Source organism: Mammaliicoccus sp. Q-M61, from assembly GCF_022386055.1.
Lineage (GTDB): Bacteria > Bacillota > Bacilli > Staphylococcales > Staphylococcaceae > Mammaliicoccus > Mammaliicoccus sciuri_A.
On the sequence record NZ_JAJNJL010000002.1, the window covers coordinates 137893 to 151235 of the forward strand.

The following is a 13343-nucleotide window of genomic DNA, read 5'->3' on the forward strand; positions in this document are numbered from 1 at the left end:
CATTTCTAGATTAGAAATGTTATAATTTAGACATTGGACATAAATTAATGGGGGCGTTAGAAGTGCATGTTGTTGTAGTAAGCGTAAACTATAAGACTGCAGATGTTGCAATGCGTGAAAAACTAGCTTTTAATGATCAAGAAATTGAGAATGCGCTTGTAACACTAAACAATCAAAAATCTATATTAGAATGTGTAATCTTATCGACTTGTAATAGAACTGAAGTATATGCGGTTGTAGATCAAATTCACACTGGTAAATATTATATTCAGTCATTTTTAGCAGATTGGTTTGATCAATCTTTAGATACAATTAAACAATATACGAACGTTTTAACTGAGAATGATGCAGTGGAACATTTATTTAGAGTGACTTCAGGATTAGATTCTATGGTTCTAGGAGAGACTCAAATTCTAGGTCAAATGAAAGACGCATTTCAAATTGCTCAAACAGAGGTTACAACTGGAACGATGTTTAACCGTCTGTTTAAACAAGCAATTACTTTAGCTAAGCGTGCGCATCATGAGACTGATATTGCGTCAAATGCTGTTTCAGTATCATATGCAGCTGTTGAATTATCTAAAAAAGTTTTAGGTAAATTAGATAATAAGAAAGCATTAATCATTGGTGCAGGGGAAATGGCTGAGTTAGCTGTTGCGAATTTAAATGGCAGTGGCGTTAAAGACATCACTGTTTTAAATCGTACAGTAGCTAAAGCAGAATCTCTTGCAATGCAATATAAAGGCGTAGCGAAAAGCATCAATGAATTACAATGTTCATTAATGGAAGCTGATATTGTGATCAGTTCTACTAGTGCTGAACATTATGTATTAACTAAAGATATGATGCGTGATGTAGAGCGTTTTAGAAGAAATAAACCGTTAGTATTAATTGATATTGCGGTACCTAGAGATATAGACCCAGCAGTAAATGATTTAGATTCAATGTTTAATTATGACGTGGATGATTTAAACGGACTTGTTGATGCTAATTTAGCAGAACGTGAACAAGCAGCAAGTGAAATTGAATTATTAATTGCTAAAGAAATTGATAAACACGATGAATGGGTGAATATGTTAGGTGTTGTGCCAATTATTACGGCATTAAGAGACAAAGCATCACATATACAACAAGATACAATGATGAGTGTTGAAAGAAAGCTTCCTGATATGACTGACAGAGAGCGTAAAGTTATTTCTAAACACATGAAGAGTATCGTCAATCAACTATTAAAAGATCCGATTACACAAGCAAAAGAATTATCAACGGACAAAAAATCAAAAGAAAAATTAGAATTATTCCAAGAAATCTTCAATATCTCAAGTGAAGTTGAGCGAATAAATGAAACTAAGAAAGAATTAAAACAAGATCAATTGTCTCCTAAAACAGTTGAATCTTAATACAAAATAATGGTGATGCTATGCAAGATGTAATTTCTGTACGTTTGCATGAAATAGTATTAATTATTTACATGATTTGTTTAGGGTGCTATTTTTATGACTTTATTCAAAAGAATTCTAAAGTTAGAAAGTTTGGGTATTATGCGCTAGGGATTGTTTGGATTTTTCAAACAATCTTTTTGTGCATGTATATTGTTACAACGAAACAATTCCCTGTACTAACAATTTTTGAAGGATTTTATTTTTATACATGGATGATTATCACTGTTTCATTAGTTTTAAATTATTTTAAATCCACAGATTTAACAGTCTTTATTATCAATTTGATTGGATTTGTATTTTTAGTTATTCATACATTTAGACCAGAACAGTATGACACAGAAAATACTGCTGCAAATATAATGAATGAATTACTTTTAATACATATTTCTTTAGCTATTTTAAGCTATGTTCTTTTTGCATTGAGTACATCACATGCAATTTTGTATTTGTTACAAAGAAAAAATTTAAAAGAGAAAAAATTTAATCAAAAGTTCTTTAGAATGGGCAGTATTGACCAATTAGAACAAAATGTATTTAGATTTACATTAGTAGGATTTTTAGTCTTATTAATTAGTTTAATACTTGGCATTCAATGGGGACTTATTATAATTGGTAGTGAAATTTGGATTGATAGTAAAGTAGTCGGTTCTTTAATTGTCTTACTACTTTATGGTATTTATTTATTTTTAAGAGTAAGAAAATCAATCAACACAAAAACGTTAGTTATAGCAAATATTATGATGTTTCTCGTGTGTATGATAAATTATTTGGTGGTCTCAAAATTTTCAGGATTTCATCAATGGTTTAACTAAACAATGGTGGAGGAAATTATGCGTAAAATTATTGTAGGTTCTAGAAAAAGTAAATTAGCTATGACGCAGAGTCAGCAATTTATAGATAAATTAAAAGAAAAACACCCAGATTTAGATATTGAAATTAAAGAAATCGTTACGAAAGGTGACAAAATTGTTGATGTTCAATTATCTAAAGTCGGTGGTAAAGGATTATTCGTTAAGGAAATCCAACAAGCATTATTCAATCATGAAATTGACTTTGCTATTCATTCCTTAAAAGATGTTCCAAGTGAATTACCTGAAGAATTAACTTTAGGATGTATTCCAGAACGTGAAAATCCATTTGATGCATATATTGCAAATAACCATGTTAAACTTGCGGATTTGAAACCAGGTAGCATCGTTGGTACAAGTTCATTAAGACGTGGTGCACAATTATTAGCAAAATATCCTCATTTAGAAATTAAGTGGATTCGTGGAAATATTGATACACGCTTAAATAAATTAGAAACTGAAGACTTCGATGCGATTATACTTGCTGCAGCTGGATTAAAACGTATGGGCTGGAGTGATGATATCGTTACTGAATATTTACAAGAAGATACGATGGTACCTGCTATAGGGCAAGGTGCACTAGGTATCGAATGTAGAAGTGATGATCAAGAATTATTAGATATTCTTAAATCAGTTCATGATGAGAATGTAGAAACATGTGTAACATGTGAAAGAACTTTCTTAAATGAAATGGATGGTAGTTGTAAAGTGCCAATAGCTGGTTACGCAACACTTGAAAATGATGAAATTTCATTTACAGGTTTAATCATGTCTCCAGATGGTAAAGAAAGATATGAATCAACAATAAAAGGAACTGACCCTGTTGAAATAGGTAAACAAGTTTCTGAAGAATTAAAAGCACAAGGTGCATATGAAATCATTAAGAAATTGAACGAAGAAGCATAATAAGGAGTCGTTAACATGAAGCCAATCATTGTGGTTACAAGTACAAGAACTGTTCAACGTGAAGATGTCGAAATTCGTCATTATCCGTTCATTGATATTGTTCCTATCAAATTTGAACAATCTTGTTTAAAACCGCACTATGATTGGCTTATTTTTACGTCTGTAAATGCGATCAAAATATTTGAACCATATTTAAATCAAATAGAAGTCGATCGTATTGCTGTTATCGGTACAAAAACTAAAAAAATAGCAGATCAGTACAATATCCCAGTAGATTTAATGCCAGATTCATTTACTCAAGAAGGTTTATTACATGAATTTAAAGATCAGTTCACCAATCAATCTATATTAATTCCATGTAGTAAACAAGCTAGGGATAAACTGGCGAAAGAACTTATGAAATGGGATAATCAAGTACAAGTACTGCATCTATATGAGCCTGTTACAAATATAGAAAATGTTAGAAAAGTACATGAATTGATTCAACAGCAAGAAGTAACGCATGTTACTTTTTCAAGTTCATCGGCTGTATCAAGTTATTTTGATAACTATCATCGAATTCCAGACTCAGTCGAAGTTTATGCAATTGGTGCGATAACAGAGCGAAAGTTAAATACATATCATCAACCTTCTAAAGTAGCAGAAGAATACACATTAGAAGGCATGATAAATACAATTTTGAAAGAGGTAAAATCATGAAATTTGATAGACATAGAAGACTTAGATCATCTCAAGTTATGAGAAATATGGTGAAAGAAACGTATGTTCATAAATCAGATTTAATATATCCGATTTTTGTAATTGAAGAAGATAATATTAAAAACGAAATATCTTCAATGCCAGGTATTTATCAATTAAGTTTAAACTTATTAGAACAAGAGCTTAAAGAAGCTTATGATTTAGGCATTAGAGGTGTTATGTTCTTTGGTATACCTAATGAGAAAGATGCTTGTGGAACAGGTGCTTTTATTGATGATGGTATTATACAAAAAGCAACACGATTATCTAAAAGTAAATTTCCAGATATGTTAGTTGTAGCGGATACGTGTTTATGTGAATATACAGATCACGGACATTGCGGTGTGATAAACGAAGAAACAAAAGATGTAGATAACGACCAATCATTAGAATTACTTGTGAAAACAGCTGTATCACAAGCTAAAGCTGGTGCAGATATTATTGCGCCAAGTAATATGATGGACGGATTTGTTGCTGAAATTAGAGAAGGCTTAGATCAAGCAGGATTTATAAATATTCCTATTATGAGTTATGGTATTAAATACGCATCTAGCTTCTATGGCCCATTTAGAGAAGCAGCAGAAGGAGCACCTTCATTTGGTGATCGTAAGACTTATCAAATGGATCCAAGTAATCGATTAGAAGCATTCAGAGAATTAGAAAGTGATATTAAAGAAGGTTGCGACATGATGATTGTTAAACCAGCACTAAGCTATTTAGATATCATTAGAGATGTTCGTAATCGCTCAGACTTACCAATTGTTGCATATAATGTAAGTGGAGAATACAGTATGACAAAAGCAGCTGCATTAAACGGCTGGATTGATGAAGAAAAAATCGTGATGGAACAAATGACGTCAATGAAACGTGCTGGCGCTGACATGATTATTACTTATTTTGCTAAAGATATTTGTAAATACTTAGACGGAGGAGACTACTAATATGAGATATGAACGTTCAATAAATGCCTATGATGAAGCTGTAAATTTAATGCCAGGTGGCGTAAATAGTCCAGTACGTGCTTTTAAATCAGTAGATACACCACCGATTTTTATGGACCACGGACAAGGATCTAAAATTTATGATGTAGATGGTAATGAATATATTGATTATGTGTTAAGTTGGGGCCCGTTAATTCTAGGTCATACACATGAAAAAGTAAAAGCTGCATTACATGAAGCAGTTGATAAAGGAACTTCATTCGGTGCATCAACTGAACTTGAAAATAAAATGGCTAAACTTGTTATTGAACGTGTGCCATCTATTGAAATGGTAAGAATGGTTTCTTCAGGTACTGAAGCGACATTAGCCGCATTACGTCTTGCTAGAGGATACACTGGCAGAAATAAAATATTGAAATTTGAAGGATGCTATCACGGACATAGTGATTCATTATTAATTAAAGCAGGTTCTGGCGTCGCGACTTTAGGTTTACCAGATTCTCCTGGTGTACCAGAAGGCACAGCTAAAAACACTGTAACTGTACCATATAACGATATTGAAGCAGTAAAAGTTGCGTTTGAACACTTTGGTGAAGATATTGCAGGCGTTATTGTTGAACCAGTTGCTGGTAACATGGGCGTTGTCCCACCTGTTGAAGGCTTCTTAGAAGGTTTACGTGATATTACGAAAGAATACGGTTCATTACTTATTTTCGATGAAGTCATGACTGGATTTAGAGTTGGCTATAACTGTGCACAAGGTTACTTTGGTGTGACACCAGATTTAACATGCTTAGGTAAAGTTATTGGTGGTGGACTACCAGTTGGCGCATTCGGTGGTAAGAGAGAAATTATGGAAGAAATAGCACCAGTCGGTAATGTATATCAAGCTGGTACACTTTCAGGTAATCCATTAGCAATGACAAGTGGTTACGCAACACTAAGTGAATTAACTGAAGAAAGCTATCAATATTTTAACGAACTTGGAGATTTACTTGAAAAAGGTCTTAAAGAAGTATTTGCGAAACACGCTGTACCGATTACGGTTAATCGAGCAGGTTCAATGATCGGTTATTTCTTAAATGAAGGACCTGTAACTAATTTTGAAGAAGCAAATTCTTCAGATTTAGAACTATTCAGTAAAATGTATAGAGAAATGGCTCAAGAGGGCGTATTCTTACCACCTTCACAATTTGAAGGTACATTCCTATCTACTGCTCATACTAAAGAAGATATTGAAAAAACAATTCAAGCTTTTGATACAGCATTAGAAAGAATTACAAACGAATAAAACTTACCTCAAAATATAGAAACATAAATGATATAATCTTTTTGAGGTGTTAATCATGAATAGAAATAAATGGAACATTGTATTTGTATGCTTGTTAGCCATTATACTCGGTTTTGTGTTACAAAGTATTCACATGATATTACCGTGGATGTTTGGACCTATATTTGCGAGTTTAATAATGATTAAAGTATTAAAACGCACGATTAAATGGCCAGTATGGTTAGGTAATATCGGTTTACTTATATTAGGGATACAAATGGGCTCAACATTTACGCCTACTGTCCTTCATGATATTAAAGATGAATGGCTACAAATTATATTAATGTCAGTATTTATTTTAATACTTGCGTTAATTGTGTCTATAGCATTTAGAAAAATTGCAAATGTTACATTCGAAACAGCATTATTAAGTGCAATTCCAGGTGCTTTAAGTCAGATGGTTATAATGGCAGAAGAAAATAAAAAAGCAGATTTATTAATCGTTACATTGACTCAAACATCTCGAATCATGTTTGTCGTCATATTAGTTCCAATTATTTCATCTATTTATGGTAATGATGGTACGGCGTCAGGACAAATTGAAAAAGCGCCATCTATATTTACAGCGCTAGATATCTCAGGACTATTTGTGATACTAATGAGTATCCTCGCTTTATTTTATATATTCTATAAAATTAAAGTACCTGTACCTCAGTTACTAGCACCGATATTTGTATTATTAGTATGGAATTTATATACTGGACAAATCTTTTCATTGGATTATCCGATCATTGTTGTTGCACAAGTATTATTTGGCATAAGAATAGGTGTTCAAATATCTGATTTGATTAATAATTTAACGAAAAAGACGATATTTGCTATCGCATTTCAAAATGTATCACTGATTATTGGTGCATTTGTACTAGTTTTTGTATTTGAGATATTTATAGACGACAATATAAACGACTTATTCTTAAGTGCAGCACCTGGTGGTATGGCTCAAATCATCGTTGTAGCATTAGAAACTGGTGGAGATGTTGCGATGATATCAAGTTATCACATATTTAGGATATTCTTTATTCTGTTGATCGTTGCACCATTAATTAAAATATTCTTAACAGTTAGATCTAGAAAATATGGAAATTAAAATGAATCAATATTGACTTATATAGATTCTGCTTATATTATTAAAGTAATCGAATATTTATCAAGGAAGAGTAAATCATTGATTAATGATAGAGAGTGCATGGTTGGTGTAAATGCATATTAATGATGATTGAAGGTAGCCTTAAATTGAACGTTAATTGAAACTAAGTAGGTTAATGCGTGTGCGAGCGATAATCGTTAGAGTGCAATATAAGTGATTATATTGAATTTAGGTGGTACCACGGTTTAACCCGTCCTATTTATTAGGACGGGTTTTTTATATTATAAAGGGAGTGATTTTAATGGAAATGGAACCTAAGTATAACCCTAAAAAGGTTGAAGAAGGCCGTTATCAATTTTGGTTAGATCATAATTATTTTAAGCCAAGTGAAAATAAAGAAAAGGAAACATACACAATTGTTATTCCACCACCAAACGTAACAGGGAAGTTGCATTTAGGTCATGCATGGGATACAACTTTACAAGATATTTTAACAAGAATGAAAAGAATGCAAGGCTATGACACATTGTATTTACCTGGTATGGACCATGCAGGTATTGCGACTCAAGCTAAAGTTGAAGGTAAATTAAGAGAACAAGGTTTATCAAGACATGATTTAGGAAGAGAAAAATTCCTTGAGCATGCTTGGTCATGGAAAGAAGAATATGCTGACTTTATTAGAGCTCAATGGGCTAAATTAGGTTTAGGATTAGACTATAGTCGTGAACGTTTTACGTTAGATGAAGGTTTATCTCAAGCAGTTAAAAAAGTGTTTGTTGATATGTATAACAAAGGTCTTATCTATCGTGGTGAAAGAATTATTAACTGGGATCCACAAACTAAAACAGCTATTTCTGATATTGAAGTTATTCACGAAGATATTACAGGTCATTTCTATCATATTAAATATCCTTTTAAAGACGGTGAAGGCGCAATTGAAATTGCAACGACACGTCCTGAAACGATGTTAGGTGATACAGCAATCGTTGTTAACCCAAATGATGATCGTTACAAACATTTAATTGGTAAATCCGTTATCTTACCGATTATTGGCCGTGAATTACCGATTATTGGTGATGACTATGTTGATATTGAATTCGGTAGTGGTGCAATGAAAGTTACACCAGCTCATGACCCTAATGACTTCGAAATTGGTGAAAGACATCAACTTGAAAAAATTAATGTAATGAATGAAGACGGTACGATGAATGAGCTTGCAGGTAAATATAATGGTTTAGATCGTTTTGAATGCCGTAAACAATTAATCGAAGACTTAAAAGAAACTGGCGAATTAATCAAAATAGAAGAACATGTTCATTCTGTTGGACACTCAGAAAGAAGTGGCGCAGTAGTTGAACCTTATTTATCTACACAATGGTTTGTTAAAATGGAGCCATTAGCTAAACAAGCATTAGACAATCAAGATACAGATGGTCGTATTAATTTTGTACCAGAACGTTTTGAAGGCACATTCAATAGATGGATGGAAAACATTCGTGACTGGACAATTTCAAGACAATTATGGTGGGGTCATCAAATTCCAGCATGGTACCATAATGAAACAGGTGAAACATACGTTGGTGAAGAACCTCCAGCAGATATCGAGAATTGGACTCAAGATGAAGATGTTCTAGATACATGGTTTAGTTCTGCATTATGGCCATTCTCAACATTAGGTTGGCCAGATGAAAACAATGAAGATTTCAAACGTTACTATCCAACTAATACGTTAGTAACAGGTTATGATATTATTTTCTTCTGGGTTTCTAGAATGATTTTCCAAGGACTAGAATTTACTGGTAAAAAGCCATTCAATGACGTTTTATTACACGGTTTAGTAAGAGCAGAAGATGGCCGTAAAATGAGTAAATCACTTGGTAACGGTGTTGACCCAATGGATGTAATAGATGAATATGGTGCAGATAGTTTAAGATACTTCTTAGCTACTGGTTCATCTCCAGGTCATGACTTACGTTATTCTACTGAAAAAGTTGAAGCGGTATGGAACTTTATCAATAAAATTTGGAATGCGTCTCGTTTCAGCATTATGAATATCGGTGAAGATTTTAAATTTGAAGATATAGATTTATCTGGTGAAAAATCTGTTGCAGATGAATGGATCCTTACACGATTAAATGAAACGATTGCGAACGTTACGGATTTAAGTGATAAATATGAATTCGGTGAAGTTGGCCGTGTATTATATAACTTTATTTGGGATGAATTCTGTGATTGGTATATCGAAATGAGTAAAATACCAATGAATGGTGATGACGAAGCTAAAAAACAAATGACACGTTCAGTACTAGCTTATACGTTAGACCAAACAATGCGTATGCTTCATCCATTAATGCCATTCGTAACAGAACATATTTGGCAAGCATTACCACATGAAGGCGAAACAATTATTCAAGCTTCATGGCCAGAAGTAAGACCAGAATTATCAAATGAAAATAGTAAAGTATCTATGCAACTATTAGTTGAAATCATTAAATCTGTAAGACAAGCACGTCGTGAAGTGAACACGCCAATGTCTAAAGAAGTACCAATTCACATTGAAGCTAAAGACGAAAAAGTGAAAAAACAACTTTTAGACAATAAAGACTATTTAATGCGTTTCTGTAATCCAAGTGAGCTAGTGATTGATACGAAAGTTGATATTCCAGAAAAAGCAATGACTGAAGTTGTCTTTGGTGCAACAGTTGTATTACCTTTAGAAGGTTTAATTGATATGGATAAAGAAATAGAAAGACTTGAACAAGAACTTCAAAAATGGCAAAAAGAATTAGATCGTGTTAATAAAAAATTAAGCAATGAAAAATTCGTTGCAAATGCACCTGAAAAGATTATTAACGAAGAAAAAGATAAAAAAGTTAATTATCAAGAAAAATATGATGGTGTATTAGCAAGAATTGGACAACTGAAAGGCTAGGAAATCTTATGAATTATTTAGATAGTTTACACTGGATACATGAACGCACGAAGTTCGGTATTAAACCAGGCGTTAAAAGAATGAAGTGGATGCTCGACAAATTAGGTAATCCTGAAGAAAAGATTCAAGCAGTTCACGTAGTCGGTACAAATGGTAAAGGTTCAACTGTCAGTTATTTAAGAGAAGCCCTAGTAGCTAATAACTATGAAATCGGCACTTTCACATCGCCATATATTGTCACTTTCAATGAAAGAATCAGTATTAATGGAACACCAATTACAGATGATGAATTAGTTGAGTTAGTTCAGATTGTTAAACCAATATCTGAACGACTTGAATCTGAAACTGATTTAGGTCCAGCTACTGAATTTGAAATCATTACATTAATGATGTTTGTATATTTTGGCACAGTACATCCTGTAGATTTTGTCATCATTGAAGCGGGACTAGGTGCTTTAAATGATTCAACGAATGTATTTCAACCAATAATGACGGTGTTAACAAGTATCGGTTTAGATCATACTAATATTTTAGGAGATACGTATATGGATATTGCAAGAGAAAAAGCTGGTGTCATTAAACCAAGTGTTCCTCTTGTATATGCGATTAAGCCTAAAGATGCGTTACATTTCGTTAGAGAAGTAGTTGAGAAAAATTACAATAAAGGTCTAGAACTAGATCGCGATTTTCATGTACTATCAGATGATACTGAATTTACGTATCGATATGGTAGTTATGAACTAGAAAACATTCAACTCAAAATGATAGGTCAACATCAGCATGAAAATGCTGCACTAGCGATCACAACACTTATTGAAATGTATCAAAGAGGTATGATTCAATTAAACTTTAATACAATGATTGATGCGATAGAACATACAACATGGTCAGGTCGAATTGAAAAAGTTCAAGAAGAACCACTTATTTTAATAGACGGTGCCCATAATAGAGAAAGTATTGATGCGTTAGTAGATACATTAAAACAATACTATTCAGACAAAAAAATCGATGTATTATTTGCAGCGATAGATGGTAAGCCAATAGGGAAAATGATGAATAGCATAGAAGAAATAGCCAATAGATTTTATGTGACAACATTTGATTTTCCAAAAGCATTACCAATAGATGCAGTATACGATTATTTAGAGCACCACCATATTGAAAAAGTTCAAGACTATCCTCAATTTATTGAACAATACGACGGAGAATTACTCGTTGTAACAGGAAGTTTATACTTTATTAGTGAAGTAAGAAAATTATTTAAAGATTAATAAAAATGCCTACAAAGTATTATACTTTGCAGGCATTTTTTTATGCATAGACATGTTCTTATATTTTTAAATGTAATCATTATATAACTCCACCTTTGTTTAATTATTTGATAATTATCTATGTATACCATTAGTCAATCTATATTTTAAATCATCTATCATATATCTCAATAACTTATATTTTTTAGGGTATTAAAACTTTATAAGAGTTTTTATAGTTAAACGATAGTACTAATAACGATTTTGTAACGTGCTGACGCCTGAGGGAATTGTATGAGTGAGAGACTACAGGCTCGAACCATACCCTAGGCAAGCATGCACGAACAAAATCGTAGATTTTCAAAATATACAACATTCGTTTTATATAATATTCAATATTTTCTGATAATAGTGTATGATGGTACTTATAAATAGGGGGGATTAATTTGAAAGATTTAGTTGGAAAATTTATAAGGTTCAAGAATCCTCATACATATGCTATATTGCTTTTCATTATTGCTATGAGTTGTTTACTGACATATGTGATACCTTCTGGGGAATTTGATAGGAAGTCTGTTGATGATCGGGAAGAGGTTGTTTCGGGTACATATCATTTAGTAGATAGTGAACCTTCTGGCTTTTTAGAAATATTTAGATCAATACCTGAAGGATTAATCAGTGGTGCTGATATTATCTTTTACATATTTTTAGTTGGTGGTGCATTTGGCATTATTCATAAGACAGGTGCCATTACCAATGGCGTCAATGCTGCAATGAATAAGCTTGGTAAAAACGGTAAGTTAATGATTCCACTAACGATGTTCATTTTTTCATTGCTTGGTTTCTCGATAGGTTTAGCTGAAGAGACGATTATTTTTGTGCCAATCGGTATAGCGATTGCTAGAGCAGTCGGATATGATGCAATGACAGGTGCTGCAATGATTATCATGGGCGCTGCTGCTGGCTTTCTCGGCGGAATGCTCAACCCATTTACAGTTGGCGTTGCTCAACAGATTGCAGAAATTCCACTCTTTTCAGGATGGGAATTTAGAACAATTATTTATATTTGTGTATTAATTGTAGGTATTGCATACGTTATGTTTTACGCTCGAAAAGTTAAAAAGAATCCAAAGAAAAGTTTAGTATATGAGTTAGAACAACACGAAAAAGATCAAATAGGACCGCAAGAAGAAATTGGTAGATTTACAAAGCGACAAATGTTTTGTTTAATTTTATTAGTTAGTGCAATATGTTTTAACGTATTTGGTATTTTTACATTTGGTTGGTCATTTAATGAAATGAGTGCTAATTTCTTGCTAGTCGGATTATTGGCAGGTTTTATTGCTGGTCTAGGTTTTAACGGTACTTTCGATGCATTAATCGAGGGTATGCAGTCTATTTTATTTGGAGCATTAATTGTTGGCTTCGCTAAAGCAATCGTCGTTGTATTAGAAAATGGTAAAATTATAGACACAATCGTTTATTATTTAACAAATACAATTCAAGATTTACCAGCAAGTATTACGGTAGGGATGATGTTTATCATACAAATGATTTTGAATTTCTTCATCCCATCTGGTTCTGGTCAAGCGATGACGACTATGCCATTAATGGTGCCTATTTCTGATTTATTGAATATCAATAGACAAATGGCAGTACTTGCCTTCCAATATGGTGATGCAGTAAGTAATAGTATATTCCCAACATCAGCTTCGTTAATGGGAGGATTAGCTGTAGCAGGAATCTCATACACAACTTGGGTTAAATTTATTTGGAAGTTATTATTACTGTGGGTTGTTATCTGCTTAGTTGGTATTATTATTGCATTAGCCCTAGGTTATTAAATTTTAAAATTTTACAAAACTTGAA

At 32.8% G+C, this 13343-nt stretch carries 10 protein-coding genes and 1 other annotated feature; all 10 genes read left to right on the forward strand.

Features of this window, described 5'->3' with window-relative positions; genetic code table 11:
* Positions 1-62: 62 nt before the first annotated feature.
* The 10 genes from hemA to LQ677_RS04125 all read left to right on the forward strand — a co-directional run bounded on the left by hemA (position 63) and on the right by LQ677_RS04125 (position 13318).
* Positions 63-1400, forward strand: coding sequence for a glutamyl-tRNA reductase (gene hemA, locus LQ677_RS04080; protein WP_204171241.1), 1338 nt, complete (start codon positions 63-65; stop codon positions 1398-1400).
* 20 nt (positions 1401-1420) lie between these two features.
* Positions 1421-2254 (forward strand): cytochrome C assembly family protein, encoded by an 834-nt coding sequence (locus LQ677_RS04085; protein WP_037588464.1) that lies wholly within the window; start codon positions 1421-1423, stop codon positions 2252-2254.
* 18 nt (positions 2255-2272) lie between these two features.
* Positions 2273-3196 (forward strand): hydroxymethylbilane synthase, encoded by a 924-nt coding sequence (gene hemC, locus LQ677_RS04090; RefSeq protein ID WP_191835665.1) that lies wholly within the window; start codon positions 2273-2275, stop codon positions 3194-3196.
* Positions 3197-3211: 15 nt separating this feature from the next.
* Positions 3212-3895, forward strand: coding sequence for a uroporphyrinogen-III synthase (locus LQ677_RS04095; RefSeq protein ID WP_191835664.1), 684 nt, complete (start codon positions 3212-3214; stop codon positions 3893-3895).
* Positions 3892-4875 (forward strand): porphobilinogen synthase, encoded by a 984-nt coding sequence (gene hemB / locus LQ677_RS04100; protein ID WP_025904284.1) that lies wholly within the window; start codon positions 3892-3894, stop codon positions 4873-4875. Before LQ677_RS04095 ends, hemB begins: the two co-directional genes overlap by 4 nt.
* Position 4876: 1 nt before the next feature.
* On the forward strand, positions 4877-6166 hold the full coding sequence (gene hemL / locus LQ677_RS04105; RefSeq protein WP_037588456.1) for a glutamate-1-semialdehyde 2,1-aminomutase: 1290 nt from the start codon (positions 4877-4879) through the stop codon (positions 6164-6166).
* 55 nt (positions 6167-6221) lie between these two features.
* The gene (locus LQ677_RS04110; RefSeq protein ID WP_191835663.1) at positions 6222-7292 is read left to right on the forward strand and encodes an AbrB family transcriptional regulator; all 1071 of its coding nucleotides are present in this window, start codon (positions 6222-6224) and stop codon (positions 7290-7292) included.
* A gap of 48 nt (positions 7293-7340) precedes the next feature.
* Positions 7341-7553: a binding site (T-box leader), on the forward strand.
* A gap of 40 nt (positions 7554-7593) precedes the next feature.
* A complete protein-coding gene (locus LQ677_RS04115) occupies positions 7594-10224 on the forward strand; it encodes a valine--tRNA ligase (RefSeq protein ID WP_239748122.1) in 2631 nt (876 codons plus the stop codon).
* Between the two features lie 8 nt (positions 10225-10232).
* Entirely contained in the window at positions 10233-11495 is a 1263-nt protein-coding gene (locus tag LQ677_RS04120; RefSeq protein ID WP_126477556.1) for a bifunctional folylpolyglutamate synthase/dihydrofolate synthase, read from the forward strand.
* A gap of 425 nt (positions 11496-11920) precedes the next feature.
* A complete protein-coding gene (locus LQ677_RS04125; protein ID WP_239748123.1) occupies positions 11921-13318 on the forward strand; it encodes a YfcC family protein in 1398 nt (465 codons plus the stop codon).
* Positions 13319-13343 lie beyond the last annotated feature (25 nt).

What these genes read in the sequence shown, in the direction of transcription:
- hemB (WP_025904284.1), top strand. Translation starts at nt 3,892, where the DNA reads ATGAAATTTGATAGACATAGAAGACTTAGATCATCTCAAGTTATGAGA.
- LQ677_RS04095 (WP_191835664.1), top strand. Translation starts at nt 3,212, where the DNA reads ATGAAGCCAATCATTGTGGTTACAAGTACAAGAACTGTTCAACGTGAA.
- LQ677_RS04110 (WP_191835663.1), top strand. Translation starts at nt 6,222, where the DNA reads ATGAATAGAAATAAATGGAACATTGTATTTGTATGCTTGTTAGCCATT.
- LQ677_RS04120 (WP_126477556.1), top strand. Translation starts at nt 10,233, where the DNA reads ATGAATTATTTAGATAGTTTACACTGGATACATGAACGCACGAAGTTC.
- LQ677_RS04085 (WP_037588464.1), top strand. Translation starts at nt 1,421, where the DNA reads ATGCAAGATGTAATTTCTGTACGTTTGCATGAAATAGTATTAATTATT.
- LQ677_RS04115 (WP_239748122.1), top strand. Translation starts at nt 7,594, where the DNA reads ATGGAAATGGAACCTAAGTATAACCCTAAAAAGGTTGAAGAAGGCCGT.
- hemL (WP_037588456.1), top strand. Translation starts at nt 4,877, where the DNA reads ATGAGATATGAACGTTCAATAAATGCCTATGATGAAGCTGTAAATTTA.
- hemC (WP_191835665.1), top strand. Translation starts at nt 2,273, where the DNA reads ATGCGTAAAATTATTGTAGGTTCTAGAAAAAGTAAATTAGCTATGACG.